Raw genomic sequence first — 20,502 nt, 5'->3', positions numbered from 1 at the left:
AGGCTATCGGTGCCGTCCGGTTCCCGGAGGGCAGGGGCGATCAGCGGGCACTCAGCGCGACAACGGAATCAGCGCGAGCTGACGCGTCTGCGCGACCACGGCGCCGGTGCTGTCGAGCACCAGCTGATCCTCGTCGAACATGCGCTCACCGATCTCCTGGGCGGTCGCGATCACGCGCAGCCAGCCCGGGGCCGGGCGGCGCCGCAGGTAGGTGGTGAGCTGGACCGTGGGGGCCCAGCCGAAACGCCCCATGTTCATCGGCACCGGCGGACTCATATCGCCGGCCATCATGGCGAAATACGCGGCGACATCGAGGTCGCGGCCGTCGGCGGCACGCGGCCGGATCCACAGCCGCAGGCGCGGCTCCCCCTGTTCGCCGGACAGGAAACGCGCCCATCCCGGATCGATCGCCACCGACGCCCCCTGGGAGACGTGCACCAGGCGGCCCATGGTCGAATCCGGTTCGTAGCCGAGGGCGTCGGCGGGCGGCTCGGGTGGCATATCGGTGACCGCCGCACGGCGGTAGGCCGGCTTGGCATCGTCGAGGTGGCCGAAGGTGAATGCCGAATGCACCATGGTGCGCCCGCCCTGCACCAGATCGGTGTCGACCGAACAGATCTGGCGGCCCGTCTTGCGGATCCGCACCCGGTATTCGACCTCGCCCGGATCCGGGGCGCCGAGGAAGTCGGTGCTGGCCGCGATCGGGAGCATCTCGGCGAGGCCCGGATGCGCGGTACGCAGACGGGCGGTCGCGGCGGCGGCCGAAGCGGCCACCATGGTCCCGCCGTGCAGTTTCTTACCGATGGTCCACACCGGGTCGATGACGCCGCCGTAGCGAGCGAACTCGGTACCGACTTCCAGTTCGGTGACCGCGCAGACCCGGCTGAACGGTGCGTCGTCCAGATCCGTCCGCGCCGTCTCGATCGTCAGCTCCGTCACCCGCCGCTCCTCTATCGATCCCGGCCGGAAGTCCCGCCCCCGGCCTCGTACAGCGTATAAGTGTGCCCGAACAACGGAACATTCCCCACCGAGTGTGAGACAACCCGCAACCCGGCGCCGCCGCCACCGGACCCGAGGCAACGCCTACGAGACCGTTACACCAGGGAAGTTCGAGGCCGCGGGGCCGAGAACCCGCCGGAGCGGAGGCCGACAACGCGGCTACCGCGCGCCGGTGGGCTCCGGGTCGGGGGCGGGTCGCAGGTTGTTCAGATGGGTTCGCGCGAAGTGCAGCGATCGCGCCAGCATGGCGGCGCGGTCACTGGTGGTGCGGGCGTTCTGGGTGTTCACCTCGATGACCGCGTGGCCCTGGAAACCGTTGCGCACCAATGATTCACACACTTCCACACAGGGCTGCGCACCCTCGCCGGGGACGAGGTGTTCGTCATGTGCCGCGCCACGGCCGTCGGCGAGATGAAGATGCGCCAGGCCGCTGCCCATCCGTCCGGCCAGCAGCAGCGGGTCCATCCCGGCGGTGGCGGTATGGGACAGGTCCAGAGTGTAGTGCCGGAATCCGGTATCGGTCGGATCGTAGGACGGACTGAACGCGGTCACCGAAAGTCCGGGTCCGCCACGGCGTTCCAGGCGGCGCACCGAACCCGTCGTGCGCCCGAACAGCGAATCGGCGCGCATCGGGAACATGTTCTCGACCGCGACCACGACCGGACTGTGCTCCTCGAGTTCTCCGACCTGCTGAGCGAATCCCTCGGCGTAGCGACGCTGCCAGCGAAACGGCGGATGCACCACTACGGTGGCCGCGCCCAGCGACTCGGCGGTCCGCACGCTGCGTTCGAGTTTGGCCACCGGATCGGCGCCCCATACCCGCTGGGAGATCAACAGGCAGGGTGCGTGCACGGCCAGCACCGGCACCGAGTAGCGGCGCACATACTCTTGGACGGTGGAGATGTTCTGGCTGGCCGGTTCGGCCCAGACCATCAGTTCCACACCGTCGTAGCCCAATTCGGCGGCGTACCGGAAGGCCGCCTCGGTATTTTCCGGGTAGACCGACGCCGTCGACAACCCCACCTGAACGGTGGTCCCCGCCTGACCGCTGTGCCCCACTGTTGCTCCCTGCTCAGTTCGTGCTGAGAAGAAAGGCTAGCGGCCCGAGCGTCACGAAGATGCCCACAACGACGGCGATCACCGTGCTGAGAATGTCGTCGGTGCGGCGCAGCACCCGGACCAGCGCCACCAGGCCGAGGATCACGACCATCGCGAGGATCAGGGCGACGAACGGCATGATGTCCCACATCTGCTCGAAGCCCTTGAACAGCAACATTCCCGCGACCGACGCTCCGATGGCCTGTCCGGCGAGGATCATCCACTGGCGGCGGTTGACGTCCTCGGTCGATCCGCGGAATGCGAACGAGGGGACGGCCGGCATCCGCAGTTTGGCGGGCCGCTTCCATCGCGAGGGCTGTTCCTGTTCCTCGTCGTCGAGCAGCTCGTCGTCGAGATCCTCGTCGAATTCGTCCTCGGGTTCGACCGGCGCGTAGAACTCGGTGGCGGCCTCCGCCGGATCGAGCAGATCGATGACCCCGCGGCGCGGACCACGACCACGTCGCTTCTCTCCGCCGCGTGCATTGGCATCACGCAGCAGATCTCCGGCAACGGTCTGTCCGGACAGCAGTTGCGGATCGCGCCCGGACAGTGACCATCCGGCGGAGCGGTCCTCGACCGGACCGGCATCGCGATGATCGGCGTGCTCGTCGAATTCGGGCTGGTTGAAATCAGGCTCGGCGAAATCCGAACGGGCGAAATCGGGTTCGTGGAAATCTTGCGGCGGGGGCGCGGGAGCCGGCGCGGGGGCGCCCGGCCGCCGTCGGGCCGACCAGGCCGGCAGGCCCCGCGGAGCCTCGGCCCCGTTCCACCCCGGCGCACCGTTGCGACCCGGCGGCGGGAAGTCCGGCGCACCGAACTCCCGGGGTTCCGGTGCACCGAATTCACGGTGCCCGCGTTCGGGTGCGCGCTGCGGCGCCCAGGTCGTCGGCCCGGCCTCCGGCTGCGGCGCGAAGGGCGGCACGACCATCGTGTTCTGCTCGTTGGGCTCCGGCCGGTGCCGGCGGCCGGGCCGACCCGAATCCACCGGTTCCTCGGATGCCGCGAACGAGTCGGCGGCTTCACGCTCGGCCAGTGCCTCACGCAGTTCCCGGCGTGCGCGCCGGCCGGAAGGCGCGGGGGCGGGGTCCGCGCCGAACGGACTCGGTGCGCTTTCCGGCGCCGCCTGCCAGCTGGGCGCGGGGGCCGCGCCGTAGGGATCGGATACCGGCGCCGAGCCGTAACCGCCGAAGCTCGGTTCCGGCCGGTATCCGCCTGCGTCCGGCGCGGAGTCGAATGAACTGGGCTGGAACGAATTCGGTTGTTCCCAGGAGGGTGTCCCCGGCGCCTCGGTTCCGGCCGCGAGCGGGTCGTAGAAGCTGATCGGCCCGGACAGCGGCGACTCGGATTCGTAGCCGGGTGTCGCGAGCTGGAAGTCCGGCAGCTGTTCCGGCTCTTCCTCGGGCGCGGCATGCGACGAGGAGCCCGGGCGGACCTCGGGCAGATCGCCGGTCAGATCGGTGACCGCGATGCCACGTCCGCCACGCCGCCGGCGCCCACCACCCGAAGCCGGAACTCCCTGGCCGTTGCGCGCCAGCAGCTCGGCGACCGACAGCTGTGTCGAATCCTCACTCATGCTGGATCCTTTCCGACATGACCGATACCCGCATCCGTCATCGCGAAACGGTTTCGGTCGGGCCCGGCACACCGATGGACCGAGTAGTACCCGCACCCGGATCGATATCCAGGTCGGTATCCAGTTTGCGCAGAATCAGTCCCTCGCGCAGCGCCCATGGGCAGATCTCGAGCGTATCCAGCGACAACGCCCGCATACTCGCCTCCGCTACCAGTGCGCCGGCCACCAATTGTTGCGACCTGTCGGAACTGACGCCTTCCAACTCCGCGCGGTCGGCGGCGGTCATCCGGGAGATGAAAGCGATCAGCTGCCGCAGACCGGAACTGGTGAGACTACGCCGCGCGCGGGGGCCCGCGGCCGAAGGGGCGGCGCCGGTCAGCCGGGCCAGTGAGCGGAACGTCTTGGACGTTCCCACGGCGAGGTCCGGGCGCCCGACCTCGAGTAGTTGCTTGGCCGGAATCACCAATTCGGCATCGAGCCAGTCCCGCAGCACGGCGACTCGCCGCTTCCCGGGTGGATCGTCGTGCAGCCAGTCCCTGGTGAGACGTCCGGCGCCCAATTGCATCGACAGCGCCGCATCGGGCGCCTCGTCGCACCCGTTGCTCATCTCGAGCGAGCCGCCGCCGATATCGAGATTGAGGATGCGCCCGGCGCTCCAGCCGTACCAGCGCCGCACGGCGAGGAAGGTCAGCCGCGCTTCGTCGACGCCGGACAGCACGCGCAGCTCGACTCCGGTGCGCGCGCGGATCTCGGCCAGCACGGCATCGGAGTTGGCCGCCTCGCGCAGCGCCGAGGTGGCGAACGGCATCAGCTCCACACAGCCGGAAGTCTTTGCGATACTGGCGAACTCGGCGATCGTCCGGGTGAGCTTGGCCGCCCCGTCGGGGGTGATGCAGCCCGCGTCGTCCATGTTCTCCGACAGCCTCAGGGTGGCCTTCGTCGAGCTCATCGGCATCGGGTGCCCACCCCGATGCGCGTCCACCACGAGCAGGTGGACGGTATTGCTTCCCACATCAAGGACACCGAGCCGCACATGAACACGGTACCGGGGCCGGTACCCGGTCCGAAGGACGAACCGGAACATGCGTGCTGGACGGGCCGGAGGAAGCGGCGCGACGGCACCCCACCGAGCTCGTCATCGGGGTGGTCACCGCGCGACCCGAGCGGCCCGGGACTGGGGCCGGAGCAGGGAAGCTGTTAGCGTCTGGCGATGTGACCGCAGGAGCATCCGCGCACGCCCCGACCTCGCCGGACCAGAGGACCGACGGGTCGCGACCAGCTGCGAAGATCGATCCGACGCCCGAGGTCGATCTCGACTTCCCACGGGAGTGGATCGAATTCGTCGATCCCGACAACGACGAGCATCTGATCGCGGCCGACCTCACCTGGCTGCTGTCGCGCTGGACCTGCGTCTTCGGCACACCCGCGTGCCAGGGCATCATCGAGGGCCGCCAGGACGACGGCTGCTGTTCGCACGGCGCCTTCCTGTGCGACGACGACGATCGCAAGAAGCTGCAGAAGGCTGTGAAAATGCTCACGCCGCAGGATTGGCAGCTGATCGACGAGGCGCGCGACGACCAGGGCAAGGTCCGCAAGAAGCTCTATCTGGAGGAAGACGACCTCGACGGCGAACCGGCGATCCGCACCCGCCGCCACGAGGGCGCCTGCATCTTCCTCAACCGCCCGGGATTCGCCGGTGGCATCGGATGCGCGCTACACACCATGGCCCTGCGGCAGGGCGTCGAACCGCTGACGGTGAAGCCCGAGGTCTGCTGGCAGCTGCCGATCCGGCGCACCCAGGACTGGATCGATCGCCCCGACGGTGAGCAGATCCTGCGCACCACCATCACCGAATACGACCGCCGCGGCTGGGGGCCGGGCGGGCTGGATCTGCACTGGTACTGCTCGGGTTCGCCGGACGCCCATGTCGGCAGCCGTCCGGTCTGGCAGTCCTACGCCCCCGAACTGATCGAGTTGATCGGCGAACCGGCGTACCGCGAACTGGCCCGGCATTGCGAACGCCGCGCGGGCCTCGGCCTGATCGCGGTCCATCCGGCGACGGCTGCGGCCGAGAACAAGGGGGCCGAGAACAAGGCGGCCGAGAAGTAGGCGGCCGAGCGCTCCCGATTCCGGAATACCCCGCCCCGCGGTGTGCTTGAAGCCATTGTGGGCCTTCATATTCTGCTGATTTCCGGAAGTACGCGCGCGGGCTCGACCAATACCGCCGCATTACGCACCATCGCCGATATCGCACCGCCGGATATCACGACGGAATTGTTCGACGGGTTGATCGATATCCCGGCATTCGTGCCCGGTGATCAACCGTCCCCGCCCGCCGTGGCCCGGCTGCGAGCGCGCCTCGCCGCGGCGGACGCGGTGCTGTTCTGCACACCCGAGTACGCGGGACTGTTGCCGGGCAGCCTGAAGAATCTGCTGGAATGGACGGTCGGCACCGCGGACCTGCACGAGAAACCGGTGGCCTGGGTTTCGGTCGCGGCACCGGGTCGCGGCGAGGGGGCGGTGACTTCCCTGCGCACGGTTCTGGGCTATGTCGGCGCGGTCGAGGTGGAATCGGCCTGCCGCCGGATCACCGTGCTCAGCGCGATGGTCGGAGCCGACGGAATGGTCGCCGATGCGGCGGCGCGGCACGAACTCGGGGAATCCGTGACCGCGCTGGCGGCGCATTTCGCACTGAACTGAACATCCGATCAATGTGAAGCACAGCTGTACGGTCACCACCTCGCCATGCACGCTTCACATACCCGTGATAGGTGTAAGTCATGATGAGGAAATTCGTGGCTACCGCGATGCTCGCCGCTGGTGCGGCCCTGACGCTGGCGCCCGGCGCACACGCCGATCCCACTGTCGACCCCGCCCACTACTCGCTGCAGAACGACGCCTTCGTCACCTACACCGACCCCGCGGCCCTGCAGGCGCAGCAGAACGGCAAGCAGGTCATCGTGAGCCCGTACGGCACCTCCCGGCCGATCGCGTGCCGGGACAACACCGCACCGCTGGACGACTGCTGGCAGCGTGACGACTTCGGCTGGTTCCAGCTGCAGAGGCAGGAGCTGCCGCAGATCGGCACCGCCTGGGTGCACGTCGTATAAGCCGGACCACAGACGTCGAACAGCGAAAAGCCGCGAGGCCGGGCCGGCCTCGCGGCTTTCTCGTGCCCGAATTCCTCAGGCTTCGAGTTTGTATCCCAGTCCGCGCACGGTGACCAAGTGCTCCGGCTTGGCCGGATCCGCCTCGATCTTGGACCGCAGCCGCTTGACGTGCACGTCGAGAGTTTTGGTGTCACCGACGTAATCGGCACCCCAGACCCGGTCGATCAACTGCCCACGGGTCAGTACCCGACCGGAATTGCGCAGCAGATATTCGAGCAGATCGAATTCCTTCAGCGGCAGGGTCACTCCTTTTCCGTTGACCTGCACGGTGTGGCGATCCACATCCATACGCACCGGCCCGGCCTCGAGCACACCGCTCTCACCGGAACCGTCCATTTCCTCACCCGCGCCGCGCCGCAGCACGGCGCGAATGCGAGCGATCAGCTCACGCGAGGAGTACGGCTTGGTGACGTAGTCGTCGGCGCCCAGCTCCAGGCCGACCACCTTGTCGATCTCACTGTCGCGGGCGGTCACCATGATCACCGGCACACTGCTGCGGGTGCGCAGCTGCTTGCACACGTCGGTGCCGCTCATCCCGGGCAGCATCAGGTCCAGCAGGACGATATCGGCGCCGGAGCGATCGAATTCCGACAGCGCGGATGGCCCGTCGCCCACGACCGTGACCTCGAAGCCCTCCTTGCGCAGCAGGAACGCGAGCGGATCGGCCAGCGACTCCTCGTCCTCGACGATCAACACACTGGTCATCGGGTTGCCTCCACACCGTTTTGTCCGGTCCGCCTGCGCGCACCGTCGTCGTTCTTGCCCACCCCGTTCGTGGTGGGGCTCTTCCACTCCGCCTGATCGGCGGAATTCTGGTTGCCTATCGAGACCGCGGGAATGCGCAGGGTGAATGTGGAGCCGGTACCCAATTTGCTCCACAGTGTGATTTCACCGTTGTGGTTGGCGGCCACGTGTTTGACGATAGCCAGCCCGAGTCCGGTTCCACCGGTGGCGCGCGATCGCGCCTTGTCCGCGCGGAAGAAGCGTTCGAAGACCCGTTCCTGATCTTCTTTCGCGATACCGATCCCGCGGTCGGTGACGGCGATATTGACATGGCCGTTGCGCAGTGACCGGCTCACCGAGACGTGCGAACCCTTCGGCGAATAGTTGATCGCGTTCTCGACCAGATTGGACAGCGCGGTCACCAGCAGCGTTTCGTCACCGAGAATCTCGAGGCCGCTGTTGGCATCGGTACTGACGGTGATTCCGGCGGCCTCGGCGGCGGTGCGGGACCGCTCGAGCGCGGCGTGCACCACGGTGTCGACGTCGACCGCCTCCAGCTGCGGAAGTTTCTCTGCCCCCTGCAGGCGCGACAGCGCGATCAGCTCGGTGACCATCTTGCCCATGCGATCGGATTCGGTCACCAGCCGCTGCCCGAAATGACGCACCGAATCGGGGTCGTCGGCCGATTCCAGCATCGCCTCGGCCAGCAGGCTCATCGCACCGACCGGAGTCTTGAGTTCGTGACTGACATTGGCCACGAAATCGCGGCGGGTGGCCTCCATACGGGCTTGTTCGGAATCGTCGTCCGCGAACAGCACCACGAAATTGGAATCCCCGCGCGACAGCGGGCGGGCCACGCCGCGGACCGCGATCCGGCTGCGGCCGGGCAGCGGATTCTTCAGCGTCTGATCGAAGTCGACGTCCTCACCGGTGGCGATGACCTTCTCCACCGCCGCCCACGCGCGTTCGTCCAGCAACCGATTGCGGACCAGGCCGAGTTCCTCGGCCCGTGGGTTGACCAGCACCACATCGCGGTATTCGTCGACGACCGCGATGCCGCTCTCGGAGGCCAGCACGATCAGATCCAGCACCTGCGACATCGTCATTCCCGATTCGGCGGCGCGCCGCTCGGCTTGGCGGGCGTTCACATACGGAATGACCAAGCCGCCGACGGCCAGACCGACTACGGCCGCGAGTACTGCCAGCAGCACGGCCTGGGGAACGCTCACATAGGGAATCGTACGGTCGCGCACACGTACGCCAAACCCGGGATGGCGAAGTTTCGCGCAGGTCACGGGTGATTCCGCGGTAGTTGGCCAGGTGTTCACACAAAGTTGGCCGGGCGGCGGATCAGCTCTGAACGGCGGATTTCGGCCGTCGAGCGGGCAGCCCGCACACCCCTCTCGTTGCGCCGCCGCATATCTGGTTCCGCGCGTGTCATGCAGCGATCCGCTCGGCGTGTCGATCTGTCGCGATCGTCGCCGCATCCGCCGGGCGCGATTGTGAGGTGCGCCTCAGTGTCGCGCGTCGCGGATCCGCCGGAAGAGATACGCCACCGCCGCGGTGCCCACATAGGCCAGGCACAGGGCGATCACCACGATGAACAATCCGGTGCAGAACGCCTGGACCGCGCCATAGGAATCCCAGCCGGCCATCGTGGTTCCCAGCAGCGCCCAGAACCAGCCCTGGGCCGACAACGACGTGAACACGACGGCGCGCGGAATATCGGAGAATCTGTCGGCGGCGACCGAATCGCGCCGCGGACCGTTCATATCCGGCTCGACCCGGCCGATCAGCACCAGTACCCAGTAGATCAGCACGCCGGCCAATCCCAGCGTGAACAGCACGGTCGGGAAAGACAGTGTGGCCCGGACGAATTCACCCACCCGAATCAGCTCCCCTCCCTGCGGATGCCCGGGCCACTCTATCGCCCAGGCCGTGAGCCGGACATTCCCGGCAACGAAAAGTCCCGGGCACGCACGCCGTTGTGCGTACCCGGGACAGTCGGTGAGCCTTACCGGTTCACCAGCCCGATTCCCCCTTGACCGGAATGTTCACGAAGCTCGGGGCATTCGGATCCAGCTGCAGATGCTCCGGCTTCAGGCCGGTGTCCACGAGCATCGGCGCGATCGGCAATCCCTTGGGGAAGTTGCCGGCGTAGACGTCGACCCGCAGCCGATGGCCCGGCGCCAGCACCGCCTGGGTGGCGGGCAGGGCGATATTCAGTTCGGTGGCCTCACCCGGCACCGTCGGCTGTCGCTTGTCCAGTGAGGTATAGGCCCGCGGATCGGTGTAATCACCGTTGTCCGAACGGCTGCTGTGCTCCTCGTCGACCTCGCGCAGTGAGGCCATCAACTGCCCGGAGGACAGCACGGTCGACTGGCCGTCGGGTGCGACATCGTTGACCGTCACCGTCCAGTAGCCGTCGGCGGCATCCTGAACGGTGTTGAGCCGCACCGCGATCGGTCCGGAGATGGTGGTCTCCCCGGCGACCGGCGCACTGGTGAAGGTGAGCGCGTTGGTCTCGGCGACGCGGGAATCCTTACCGCACCCGTCGATCACCGCCAGCACGCCCGCGGTGGCCTGTGCGGCGTCGTTGGAACACACCGTGGTCAGCCCCGGCGCGATCGTCAAACGAGCAGGGGCTCCGGTGAACTCACCGGTCAGCGAACCGTCGTAGACACTGCCCGGCAGACCGCTAGGTTCACCCGACAGATACATCCGCCGATACCGCGCCGCCTCCTCGGCCGGAGCCGAGGGGCCGAAACCGCCCTGGGTGATCCAGCCACCGCCCTGCTGTCGCAACGTCACCGGACCGTAGGTGTCGATTCCGTTGTCGATTCCCTTGAGCCACTTGTCGAACCAGGCCCGCTGCAGCACGTCCAGCCGCGGCGGCAGGCCCGGCTTGCCGTACTCGTTACCCGAGTTCAGATGGTAGGTGTTGCCCATGAACAGCTGCTTCTGGCCGGGCGGCAACGGAATCTCGTTGTAGATCTTGGATTCCGAGTAGGTGAACAGATCGTGCCAGCCGCCGGTGACGAAGGTGGGCACCTGGATCCGGCTCGGATCGCCGAGCCACCCCTGACGCTCCGAGGACATATCCGTCAGCATGTTCTTCACCCGCGGATCGAGGGTGTTCATATCGGTATTGGTGTAGGCGTTCAGCAGCACATCCATATAGGTGTACGGATCGCTGATCCGGTCACTGAGCCAGGTGTTGTCGAATTTCCCGGTCAGGATCGATTGCACATCCGGCACCCATTTCAGGCTGTTGATCGCGGTCAACCACAGCGGGATGAAATTGAAGCCGAATCCACCGCCGGGTGCGAGCACATCGTCGACCAGATCGCTGCCCGGTACCACCGGGAAGATCGCTTTCAGCGCCGGCGGCGCCTTCTCCGCGACCTGCACCTGGTTGATTCCCGAATAGGAAATGCCGTTCATCCCGACTTTGCCGTCGGACCATGCCTGCCGCGAAGCCCAGTCGATCACCTCGACCGTGTCCTGCTGTTCGCGCTGGCGCAACATATCCCATTCACCCTGGGAGAATCCGGTGCCGCGGACATCCACCACGACCTGGGTGTAACCGCTCTTGATCAACTGCCGGTCGACGGCGAAGTTGCGGAGTTCACCACCGCCGAACGCCTTGGTCAGATCCGTGACACCCGACAGCGGAGTGCCGCCGAGGTCGATCTGGCGGAACAGATTCAGCAGCGCATCCGACAGTCCCGGAACGGAATTGGCGTGGTCGGCCAGATTCGACACCAGCTTGGTGTACGGGGTCATGTTCACGACCACCGGCGTCCGGGTGTCGATGGGGTGACTGGCGGCATCCGCGGGCCGGTACACATTGCCCTTCAGCACGGTGCCGTCACTCATGGTGATCGGCACATCCCAGTCGATGTGGATATTCGGGTACTGCTGCGGGCCGTCCTCGGCGGCGGTCCAGGCCGCCCCGGCGGCGCCACCGTCCGGCCCGGTCGCGACGGGCCCGGCCTGGGCGGGAGTAGCGAAGAATGGAACGGCCACCGCGGCCGCGACAGCCGCGACTGTGGCGCGTAACGCGTACTTCATCGGACGTGACCCGCCTCTCGAGATGGTCGAACGTCCGAGAGTGTATCTACCGCCGAGTAAGTTGCAAACCAGCGGTTACAACTTATGCAAGGAAATGTTCTCAACTTCTCAGCCTCTCGCCCCGAATCCGCGACCAGCGAAAAATCCACCGATTCCCCGACCGAAAGTTATCCACACCACTCCCCACCGGCCCGAACGGGACTACCGCCGCGAGCGCCCCGAGTGGCGACCACCGCGATAGCAATTCGATAGCTACAGAAGTCCGGGAGAGATGGGGATCACAAACTGTGGAGTATTGCATATCCGATGTGCCACAACGCCTGAATATTCCACACGGCCGATCCCGATCTCATCGGTATCGTGAGTCGGCATGACATCCACGCCGGGTGCGATGGAGCTCGAGGCGCTGCGGATTCCGCTCACCGGATATTGCTACCGGATGCTCGGCGGTTCATCGGAGACCGAGGACGCGGTACAAGAGACCCTGCTGCGCGCGTTCCGCCGGCTCGACACCTTCGATCCGGCCCGCGCGCGACTCACCACCTGGGCGCATCGCATCGCGCACAACGTATGCGTCGACCTGCTGCGGGCATCGGGTCGGCGCGCATCCCCGATGGACATCAGTGAGCTGGGCGAACCCGGTGAGTTCGGGGAACCCGCGGCGCCGGGAACCTATGTGGAACCGATGCCGGGCTCGCGCCTGACCACGGCGACCGACCCCGCCCAGCGAATCGTCGAACGGGAGTCGATTCGTCTCGCGTTCGTCGCCGCCCTCCAGCTTCTGACGCCGCCGCAGCGAGCCGCGCTGATCCTGCGGGATGTGCTGTCGTTCTCGGCGGCGGAGACGGCCGAGATCATGGACAGCAGCGCGGCAGCGGTAGACAGCGCACTCCACCGGGCGCGGGCCACCCTCGCCGGTCACGGCCCCGCCCCGACCTCGGAGGCGATCGCACACGAGCTCGCCGAACGCTATGTGCGAGCGTTCGAGACCCACGACGTGGACGCGCTGGTCGCCGTACTGCACACCGATGTGACCACGTCGATGCCGCCGGTGCGCTGGTGGATGCGCGGCGCGGCGACAGTGGCGTCGCTGGTCGCGGCGAGCGACGCCTGCGCCGCCGACCGGCTGCTCGTCACCGATATCAACGGGCAGCTGGGGTTCGGCCAGTACCGGCCCGACGACACCGGCGTGTTGAAACCGTTCGCGCTGGTCGCACTGGAGTTCCGGGACGAGCGCATCGGCCATACGACGACTTTTCTCGGCACCGCAGAGCGGTTCGCGGAGTTCGGACTGCCTACCCGGCTCTGATACCGCGACGAGTTTCGCGGGCCTCGTTCGTACAAGTGATGTCGACGCCGCTCGGGTCGACACCACCGCCTCCGAGGAGACCGAAATATGACCGCGACCGAAACGATGCTCCGGGCCGAAACCTTCGCCGAACGTCGACGCCTCGCCGACCTGCTGACCGAATTGACGCCCGCGCAATGGGAGACGCCCTCGCTGTGCGCGGGCTGGCAGGTCCGGCAGGTGGTCGCCCACATCACCCTCGCCTACCGGCATTCGGCGCTGCGGGTGATCGCCGGAATCATCGCCGCGGGCGGCAACTTCAACCGATTCAGCGACCGCATCGCGCATCGCGACACCGCCCGGTTGTCCGACGCCGAGTTGCTGACATCGCTGCGGACCAATATCGAACACCCCTGGCGCCCGCCGAGGGGCGGGCAGCGGGGAGCGCTGGCCCACGATGTCTTCCACGGTCTCGACATCACCGAACCACTCGGTCTGACCGGTCCGGCCCCCGACCGGATCGCCCTGGCCATCGGCGATCCGGACCGGCGGGCTCTCGCCTATTTCGGTGTGCACCTCGACGGTATCGCGCTCGAAGCCACCGATACCGATCTCCGCATCGGCGACGGAACACCGATTCCGCTGGCCGCCAAGGATATTGCGCTGATCGTCGGCGGCCGGCGACCGGTGCCGGCCATCGATGACGGCAGGGGGTGAAACGGGGGTGCCCCGCCGCGGCGGCTACTTCCCGCCCTGGCCGGCGACGGCGGCCGCACCCGCGGCCGCGGCCTCCGGGTCCAGGTATTCGGCGGGGCCGACCGGGCGCAGGTTCTCGTCCAGTTCGTAGCGCAGCGGAATACCGGTGGGGATGTTCAGGCCGGCGATGTCCTCGTCGGAGATGCCGTCCAGGTGCTTCACCAGCGCACGTAGCGAATTACCGTGCGCGGCGACCAGGACCGTCTTACCGGCCACCAGTTCCGCGGAGATCGTGGACTCCCAGTACGGCACCATCCGGGCCACCACGTCCTGCAGGCATTCGGTGGCCGGGACCTCGATACCGGCGTAGCGAGGATCGCCGTCCTGGCTGTATTCACTGTCGGCCTCGATCGGCGGCGGCGGGGTGTCGTAGCTACGCCGCCACATCATGAACTGATCATCGCCGTACTGATCGCGGATCTGCGCCTTGTTCTTCCCCTGCAGCGCACCGTAGTGACGCTCGTTGAGACGCCAGTCCCGAACCACCGGAATCCAGTGCCGGTCCGCGGCGTCGAGGGCGATGTTCGCGGTGCTGATCGCGCGGCGCAGCAGCGAGGTGTACACGATATCGGGCAGGATGCCGTGCTCGGCCAGCAACTCACCCGCGCGCTTGCCTTCGGCGACACCCTTGTCGGTCAGGTGCACATCCACCCAGCCGGTGAACAGATTGAGAGCATTCCATTCGCTTTCGCCGTGGCGCAGCAACACGAGGGTGTACGTCATGGGGGTCATGCTATCGGTGCGGGCTCCCGGTAGCGCCGCCACCTCGGCGGAGTCCGAAACGGATAGATGCCGACCCGTACCGGGCATCGATCACGAACCGATCACCGGCCCGATTTCTCGGCGCGAGCCGGGTCCGATCGACACCGGTGATCCGACGGCCGCGCCGCGGCTGCGACCGGGCACGAGGTCCGCCGATGATCGCAGGCTCGTCCGGCGGACGTCCGGGCTCGAATCTCGCTGATTTCATTACTTTCCCGCCGCGGCGGCGGACCTCATGATGACGGCTGATCGTGGGAGTGCATCGCGATCGGCCGTATGAGGGAGTCGGCAATGAGTGAAACATCGGTGTCCGCGGAGGAGTCGGGGCCACCGTTGGGCCTGGTGTTGTTCACCTCGCGGGTCCTGCACTGGGGCGTGGTCGACTGACGAACTCGCCCGTGGAGCCCTAGATCGTTTCACCCTCACTGTTGAGCGGTGAGCCGTCGAGCGCGGTGACGGTCGGCTGCATCGTCAACTTCGCGATGATCCCCGGTCCCTCCAGAACCCGGGGCGCTCTGCGGAATTCGAACAGGATGAAGCCGCTGCGCTTGTGGCCGCGCACCATATGACTCGGCGGGCGGGTGTCGGCTCCGTCCAGCAGCCATTCGTACAGCGGGCCCAGATCGTCCTCACGCCAGCCGTCGAGATTCGCGGCGTGCGCTCCCAGGGCGAGCTTCTCGGCCAGGTAGACAGGATCGAGAACCGTGCAGCGGATCTCGATGTCCAGCGCTTGGAATTCGTGCCGCGGGCCGAACGACCAATAGCCGTGAACACTGGTGACGGCCTGGGCGATCGGCCTGGCTTCGAGTAGCCACGAGTACTCGGCCAGGAAGGGCGCGTGCCGCTGTAGCCAGTCCCCCTCGTCGCCGGGCGCAACCGACCAGGGGCGCGGAATATCAGGGAAATCCGGCCATTCGACCTCGGGGCAGTCCCAGTCGACCGTCCAGGACCTGACCCGCTCCCGGTTCGCCGTGAATCTGGATCTGAGCTCATCCGCCCCGTGCGGCCGCGATCGTCGGAACATCTCGATCCCCCTCGGTACGTCGCGCTGAGGCCTTGTCGTGCAAACCTCCACCAGCATGCGGGAAAATCCCGAAAATCGGCGAGGTTCGCACGATCAATGCGACCGTCACGCGGGTGCGGGTGTCCGCGGGAACCTCAGTCCCGGCGACGCGCGGCGAGGGCGCGGACGAATCGTGTGATCTCGGCGGGCTTTTCCTCCGCCATGAAATGCCCGGCATCGATCGGCTCGTAGGTCAGGTCGGACGCCCAGGCCCGCCAGAGCGCGGAGGCGTCGAATCCCAATTGCGCGCCCCAGTCCTGGGAGATCACACCGACGGGCATCCCGAGTGTCGCTCCGGCCTCGCGATCCGCGCGATCCATCTCCAGATCGACCCCCGCGGTGGCGCGATAGTCGGCGACGATGGAGTCCACCGCTCGCACCGAACTGTCGATGTAGTGCTGCCGGACCTCCGAAGGGAAGGTGGCCCCGGTGGGGTCCCACGCGTCGAGGAACGAGGCGAAGAACTCCGGCGCCACCGCCCGGATCATCTTCTCCGGCAGGCCGGCCGGCTGCGCCATCAGGTACAGATGCCATGCGACCTTCGCGTCGACACCGTGCAGTACCTCCCAGGTGTCGAGCGTGGGCAGCACGTCGAGGATGCCGAGATACCGCACCGTCTCCGGGTGATCGAGGGCCGCGCGGACCCCCACCAGGGCGCCGCGATCGTGACCCACCAACCCGAACCGATCATGCCCGAGCGCACCGGCCACCCGCACGACGTCGGCGGCCATGGTCCGCTTGGAGTAGGTATCGGGCCCTTGTTCCCGCGGCTTGCCGCTGGCACCGTATCCACGCAGGTCCATCGCGATGACCGTATGCCCGTCGGCGAGCTCCCGAGCGACATCGCGCCACATGTAGTGGGTCTGCGGAAAGCCGTGCAGCAGAACGACGGCCGGCCCGCCACCGCCGACAGCGACATTCAGTTCGACACCGCCCTCCCCTGGCAGCGTGCTGTAGCGAAATCCATCGATGGCCGGTGAGTTCACTGTTCTCCTTCACAGATCGGTTGTCGATTGCGGCGACGGACATCCGGAGAAGATGCCCGCGGGCAAGGCTGTCGAGCCGGGTGCGGCCCGCAGGGCGGGAATGACGATCGAATCGACCAGCGCCTCGAGGTAGGCGTCTCCGGTCTCGAGCCCGTTGAGGCGGCGTAGCAGCAGCACCGATCCGACCACCTCGTCGAAGGGGAAGGGATCGACGCCGGCCGACAACTCGCCGCGCCGGATCGCGGCGTCCAGGACCGCGACCGGCAGACGAGCTCCCGTGGGACCCACGGACCGCTCGATCTCCGCGCAGAGTTCCGGATCCTCGATTCCCGATTGGAGCAGTATCAACGCGGTCCGGCCGTCGGTCGAACGCAAGGTGCTGATCAGTCGCCGGCACAGCGCCAGCAGGTCACCACGGAGGCTGCCGGTGTCGATGACGTCTGACCCCGCCGCGCGCGCGGGACCGGATTTCAGCGCGGCGACGACCATGTCCCGCTTGGATTTCCATCGCCGATAGAGGGTGGCCTTGGACGCACCGGCGCGGCGCGCGACCTCCTCGAAAGTGATGTCGTTGTATCCGCGTTCGGCCAGCAGCGAGTTCACCACGTCGAGGATTTCGCGCTCGCGCGCGTCGTCGCGCGGACGGCCTCCGCGACGCGTCACCCGGTCGGAGTCATCGAGCCTGTTTGGATACGACACGTTTCGTATCCTAACCAGATCGCCTCGCGTCCGCCACGTCGACCACCGCTCGCATCTGTGAGGCGCGTTACATTTCCGTACGGATGAGTTCCGGCGGCCGACACCGTCCAACGATCATGAGCACACAGCAGAGCAACGGTGAGAACCAGGTGAAGGGACCCGCGTCCTACTTCCCGTCGATCGAGAAGAAGTACGGGCGACCGGTGGCGGAATGGTTCGACGTCATTCGCGGATCCGGGCTGACCAAGCACATGGAACTGGTCGCGTGGCTCAAGAGTCAGCACGGCCTCGGCCACGGTCACGCCAACGCACTGGTCGCCCACGTGCGCAGCGTCGACGGCAACTGAGCGGATCCGGCCACGCTGCCGCGGTCACCGCCGCCGGACAGCCGGCCGCCGGTCACCGTCCATCGCCCGGCGACGCCGCGGTCCCGGATGTGGCCAGTGCGGCCGCGCCCACCAGAGTCGCACCGTCGGTGATCTCCGACTTCAGCACCCGCAACTCGCGGAGGAAACGCAGGCGCGCATGTTTCGCGACCGCCGCCCGCAGCGGATCCCACAGCGGCGCACCGGATTCCGCGAAACCCCCGCCGACCACCACCCGATCGATATCCAAAGTCGCGGCCGCGGAGGAAATGGCCTGACCCAATGCCGTTCCGGCGCGAGACAGGGCGGCGAGGGCGATCCGGTCACCGGCGAGCGCCGACCGCGCGAGCTCCCTTCCGGTTCCACCGGACCATCCCTGTGCGCGCGCCCACCGCGCCGCGGACATCCCGCTCGCCACCGCCTCCACACAGCCGACACCGCCACACGCGCACGGCACATCCCAACCGGGCACCACGATATGGCCCACATGACCGGCATTTCCGGTGCGGCCCAGCAATACTCGCCCATCACCGATGATGCCGCCACCGATGCCGGAGGACACGGTCATCGCCAGCCCGGCACGCACACCCCGCAGACCGCCGATCCGATACTCGGCCATCGCGAGCGCCGCGCCGTCGACGGCGAAGTGGATCTCGGCGCGCGGAAACAACTCGCGCACCGCGGCGACGACGGGAAACCCGTCCCGCCACTGTGGGATGTTGAGTGGTGCGGTACTACCCGCATCGATATCCACCGGGCCGGCAGCCGCGATTCCGACCGCGGTCACCTCGACTTCCGCACCACGGTCATCGCCGGCGGCACGGACCACCCGCGTCAGGAGTTCCCGACAGGCATCCCACACCCCGGTCGGCGGCACCTCGACCCGCCGGATATGCCGCAGGGTCAGCGGGTCGTCCGACACCGCAACGGCTGCCGCGAATTTCGTCGCTCCGATATCCAGAGCCAGCACAGCCAACCGCCACCGCCTCCTCCGCGCACTCGGTGGGAGGAACGCTACCGCCTCGGCACGCCGAGCCGGCCCTCAGGATTCCTCGGACTCCACCAGATGTTCGAAGGCGCGCAGATTCTTCAACGACTCACCGCGCGACACGCGCCATTTCCATTCGCGCCGAATGGACTCCGCGAAACCCAGCTCCAGCAGCACATTGAAATCGCCGTCGACCGCCTCCAGGATCTGGCCGAAGACGCGGTCGAGTTCGTCCGCGGTGACGGCGTGGGTGGCGATGCGGCCCACCAGATAGATGTCGCCCACCCGGTCCAGGGTGTAGGCCACGCCGTACAACCGGCGATTGCGGCGCAGCAGGTACTTGTAGACGCCCTCGAAATTCTCGTCGGGCTTGCGGCAGACGAAGCATTCGAACCGGACACCGTGCTTGCCGACCGTCAACATGATGGTCGTCTTCAGCTTGCGCTCGCCCGGCAACACCACGACGAACGTGTCGACGCCCTCGCGGGTGTACTCGATCTCCCGCTCACGGACGGTGTCCTCGATCAGCTGTGCGGTGTGCTCGATGGTGTCACTCACCGGCGTACCACTCCCATCCGGCGCCGCCACAGCGCCCGCGACCTGGCCTGATTGCTGTCCATCAGCAACGTACCCGGCAACCGCGAACGCACGGCCCGATGCCCGGCCAACGCCTCGGCGTAACAGTCCAGCAGGCCCTCGGCGGTGTGTTCCCAGGAGAAGCCCGCCGCATGGTCCACCGCGGCCGCGCCCATCCGCCGCAGGCCGGCCGGATCGTCGAGCAATCCGCGCAGTGCCGACGCCCACTCGTCGGCCCGATGGCCGGATACCAATGTGCCCGACACACCATCACGCACCGCGGTACTCAACCCGCCGACATCGGCGGCCAGCACCGGCGTACCGCTGGCCTGGGCCTCGATCGCGACCAGGCCGAACGACTCGTTGTAACTCGGCACCGCCACCACGTCCGCGGCCCGATACACCTGCACCAGACGATGCGGCGGCTGCGGCGGCAGGAAGGTCACCCGATCCGAGATGCCCAGCGTCGCCGCCAGCTCGATCAAGGCGTCGGGGCGGTCCAGACCCGTGCCCGACGGCCCGCCCACGATCAGGATCCGCAGCGCGCGATTCGGCTCGGCGCGCAGCACCTCCGCCGCCGCGAACACCAGCACATCCGGCGCCTTCAACGGCTGAATGCGACCGACGAAGGCCACCACCTGCTCATCGTCGGCGATGCCGAACTCGGCGCGGGCGGCCGCCCGATCGCCCGGCCGGTAGCGGGACAGATCCGCACCCGGCGGCACCACATCGATCCGCTCCGACTCCGCGCCGTACAGCTCCACGAGCTGGCGGGCCTCCTCCGCGGTATTGGCGACCAGCCGATCCGATTCGGCGATGATCTGCTTCTCCCCCACCACCCGCGACAGCGGCTCCGGCGTATCGCCCTCCGCCAGGAAAGCGTTCTTCACCGCCGCCAGCGTGTGCGCGGTATGGATCAGCGGCACCCGCCAGCGATCCCGCGCCAGCCAGCCGACCTGCCCCGACAGCCAGTAGTGCGAATGGATCAGGTCGTAGTAGCCGGGCAGCTGACGTGCTTCCTGCCGCAGCACCTCCGCCGCGAACGGGCACAGCTGAGTCGGCAGATCGTGCTTGTCCAAGCCCTCGAACGGACCGGCCACCACATGCCGGACCAGCACCCCGGGCGCGGCCTCGACCACCGGTTCGTCATTCGACGACGTGGCCCGGGTGAAGATCTCCACCTCCACGCCCCGGCGCGCCAGCTGAACCGCCGACTGCAGCACATAGACGTTCATCCCGCCCGCATCGCCGGTACCCGGCTGCGCGAGCGGAGAGGTGTGCACCGACAACACCGCGATCCGATGCGGACGTTGATCAGGCCGATAACTCACACACTCCAGTGTGCACGCCCGCGCCGCGAGGACGTCATGCGCTTGCGGCCT

The 20,502-nt window shown here is 67.4% G+C and carries 21 protein-coding genes; 6 read left to right on the top strand and 15 right to left on the bottom strand.

Annotated elements, in window-relative coordinates:
- Nucleotides 1-51 precede the first annotated feature (51 nt).
- The 4 genes from LKD76_RS03700 to LKD76_RS03685 all read right to left on the bottom strand — a co-directional run bounded on the left by LKD76_RS03700 (nucleotide 52) and on the right by LKD76_RS03685 (nucleotide 4,703).
- A complete protein-coding gene (locus LKD76_RS03700) occupies nucleotides 52-903 on the bottom strand; it encodes a thioesterase family protein (protein WP_372465971.1) in 852 nt (283 codons plus the stop codon).
- 255 nt (nucleotides 904-1,158) lie between these two features.
- Nucleotides 1,159-2,022, bottom strand: coding sequence for a sugar phosphate isomerase/epimerase family protein (locus LKD76_RS03695; protein WP_308188609.1), 864 nt, complete (start codon nucleotides 2,020-2,022; stop codon nucleotides 1,159-1,161).
- A gap of 49 nt (nucleotides 2,023-2,071) precedes the next feature.
- On the bottom strand, nucleotides 2,072-3,670 hold the full coding sequence (locus tag LKD76_RS03690; RefSeq protein WP_227979518.1) for an Rv0497 family membrane protein: 1,599 nt from the start codon (nucleotides 3,668-3,670) through the stop codon (nucleotides 2,072-2,074).
- A gap of 37 nt (nucleotides 3,671-3,707) precedes the next feature.
- Nucleotides 3,708-4,703, bottom strand: a complete 996-nt coding sequence (locus LKD76_RS03685; protein ID WP_227979517.1) for a Ppx/GppA family phosphatase — start codon at nucleotides 4,701-4,703, stop codon at nucleotides 3,708-3,710.
- A gap of 254 nt (nucleotides 4,704-4,957) precedes the next feature.
- Here LKD76_RS03685 and LKD76_RS03680 point away from each other — a divergent pair, with 254 nt between their 5' ends.
- From LKD76_RS03680 to LKD76_RS03670, 3 genes are all read left to right on the top strand, one after another.
- The gene (locus tag LKD76_RS03680; RefSeq protein ID WP_227985079.1) at nucleotides 4,958-5,779 is read left to right on the top strand and encodes a DUF3109 family protein; all 822 of its coding nucleotides are present in this window, start codon (nucleotides 4,958-4,960) and stop codon (nucleotides 5,777-5,779) included.
- Nucleotides 5,780-5,836: 57 nt separating this feature from the next.
- Entirely contained in the window at nucleotides 5,837-6,370 is a 534-nt protein-coding gene (locus LKD76_RS03675) for an NADPH-dependent FMN reductase (protein ID WP_227979516.1), read from the top strand.
- A gap of 80 nt (nucleotides 6,371-6,450) precedes the next feature.
- Nucleotides 6,451-6,780, top strand: coding sequence for a hypothetical protein (locus LKD76_RS03670; RefSeq protein ID WP_227979515.1), 330 nt, complete (start codon nucleotides 6,451-6,453; stop codon nucleotides 6,778-6,780).
- A gap of 75 nt (nucleotides 6,781-6,855) precedes the next feature.
- Here LKD76_RS03670 and LKD76_RS03665 read toward each other — a convergent pair whose 3' ends face one another.
- The 4 genes from LKD76_RS03665 to LKD76_RS03650 form a co-directional block, all read right to left on the bottom strand.
- The gene (locus LKD76_RS03665; protein ID WP_227979514.1) at nucleotides 6,856-7,545 is read right to left on the bottom strand and encodes a response regulator; all 690 of its coding nucleotides are present in this window, start codon (nucleotides 7,543-7,545) and stop codon (nucleotides 6,856-6,858) included.
- Nucleotides 7,542-8,792: a sensor histidine kinase gene (locus LKD76_RS03660; protein WP_227979513.1), complete on the bottom strand. Its 1,251-nt coding sequence runs from the start codon at nucleotides 8,790-8,792 to the stop codon at nucleotides 7,542-7,544. Before LKD76_RS03660 ends, LKD76_RS03665 begins: the two co-directional genes overlap by 4 nt.
- A gap of 285 nt (nucleotides 8,793-9,077) precedes the next feature.
- Nucleotides 9,078-9,449, bottom strand: a complete 372-nt coding sequence (locus LKD76_RS03655) for a hypothetical protein (RefSeq protein WP_227979512.1) — start codon at nucleotides 9,447-9,449, stop codon at nucleotides 9,078-9,080.
- 136 nt (nucleotides 9,450-9,585) lie between these two features.
- Nucleotides 9,586-11,637 (bottom strand): CocE/NonD family hydrolase, encoded by a 2,052-nt coding sequence (locus LKD76_RS03650; RefSeq protein WP_227979511.1) that lies wholly within the window; start codon nucleotides 11,635-11,637, stop codon nucleotides 9,586-9,588.
- A 370-nt stretch (nucleotides 11,638-12,007) separates the two neighbouring features.
- Here LKD76_RS03650 and LKD76_RS03645 point away from each other — a divergent pair, with 370 nt between their 5' ends.
- Nucleotides 12,008-12,946: an RNA polymerase subunit sigma-70 gene (locus tag LKD76_RS03645; protein WP_227979510.1), complete on the top strand. Its 939-nt coding sequence runs from the start codon at nucleotides 12,008-12,010 to the stop codon at nucleotides 12,944-12,946.
- An 87-nt stretch (nucleotides 12,947-13,033) separates the two neighbouring features.
- The gene (locus LKD76_RS03640; RefSeq protein ID WP_227979509.1) at nucleotides 13,034-13,642 is read left to right on the top strand and encodes a maleylpyruvate isomerase family mycothiol-dependent enzyme; all 609 of its coding nucleotides are present in this window, start codon (nucleotides 13,034-13,036) and stop codon (nucleotides 13,640-13,642) included.
- A 24-nt stretch (nucleotides 13,643-13,666) separates the two neighbouring features.
- Here the strand turns inward: LKD76_RS03640 and LKD76_RS03635 are convergent, their stop codons facing one another.
- The 4 genes from LKD76_RS03635 to LKD76_RS03620 all read right to left on the bottom strand — a co-directional run bounded on the left by LKD76_RS03635 (nucleotide 13,667) and on the right by LKD76_RS03620 (nucleotide 17,155).
- Nucleotides 13,667-14,404, bottom strand: a complete 738-nt coding sequence (locus tag LKD76_RS03635) for a phosphoglyceromutase (protein WP_227979508.1) — start codon at nucleotides 14,402-14,404, stop codon at nucleotides 13,667-13,669.
- 445 nt (nucleotides 14,405-14,849) lie between these two features.
- Entirely contained in the window at nucleotides 14,850-15,467 is a 618-nt protein-coding gene (locus LKD76_RS03630; RefSeq protein WP_227979507.1) for a hypothetical protein, read from the bottom strand.
- A 134-nt stretch (nucleotides 15,468-15,601) separates the two neighbouring features.
- A complete protein-coding gene (locus LKD76_RS03625; RefSeq protein ID WP_227979506.1) occupies nucleotides 15,602-16,492 on the bottom strand; it encodes an alpha/beta fold hydrolase in 891 nt (296 codons plus the stop codon).
- A 9-nt stretch (nucleotides 16,493-16,501) separates the two neighbouring features.
- Complete coding sequence (locus tag LKD76_RS03620) at nucleotides 16,502-17,155, bottom strand: TetR/AcrR family transcriptional regulator (protein WP_227979505.1); 654 nt, start codon at nucleotides 17,153-17,155, stop codon at nucleotides 16,502-16,504.
- Between the two features lie 152 nt (nucleotides 17,156-17,307).
- On the opposite strand from LKD76_RS03620, the gene LKD76_RS03615 reads away from it, so the two are divergent.
- Nucleotides 17,308-17,538, top strand: coding sequence for a DUF4287 domain-containing protein (locus tag LKD76_RS03615; protein ID WP_227979504.1), 231 nt, complete (start codon nucleotides 17,308-17,310; stop codon nucleotides 17,536-17,538).
- Nucleotides 17,539-17,590: 52 nt separating this feature from the next.
- Here the strand turns inward: LKD76_RS03615 and LKD76_RS03610 are convergent, their stop codons facing one another.
- From LKD76_RS03610 to mshA, 3 genes are all read right to left on the bottom strand, one after another.
- Nucleotides 17,591-18,532, bottom strand: coding sequence for an ROK family protein (locus LKD76_RS03610; RefSeq protein WP_227979503.1), 942 nt, complete (start codon nucleotides 18,530-18,532; stop codon nucleotides 17,591-17,593).
- A 66-nt stretch (nucleotides 18,533-18,598) separates the two neighbouring features.
- Entirely contained in the window at nucleotides 18,599-19,102 is a 504-nt protein-coding gene (locus LKD76_RS03605) for a type III secretion system chaperone family protein (RefSeq protein ID WP_372465733.1), read from the bottom strand.
- A complete protein-coding gene (mshA, locus tag LKD76_RS03600) occupies nucleotides 19,099-20,451 on the bottom strand; it encodes a D-inositol-3-phosphate glycosyltransferase (protein WP_227979502.1) in 1,353 nt (450 codons plus the stop codon). Before mshA ends, LKD76_RS03605 begins: the two co-directional genes overlap by 4 nt.
- Nucleotides 20,452-20,502: the final 51 nt, after the last annotated feature.

This window comes from Nocardia spumae (assembly GCF_020733635.1).
Classification (GTDB): Bacteria; Actinomycetota; Actinomycetes; order Mycobacteriales; family Mycobacteriaceae; genus Nocardia; species Nocardia spumae.
Note: the sequence above shows the minus strand (reverse complement) of the source record. Positions and strands in the feature narration are given on the sequence as shown.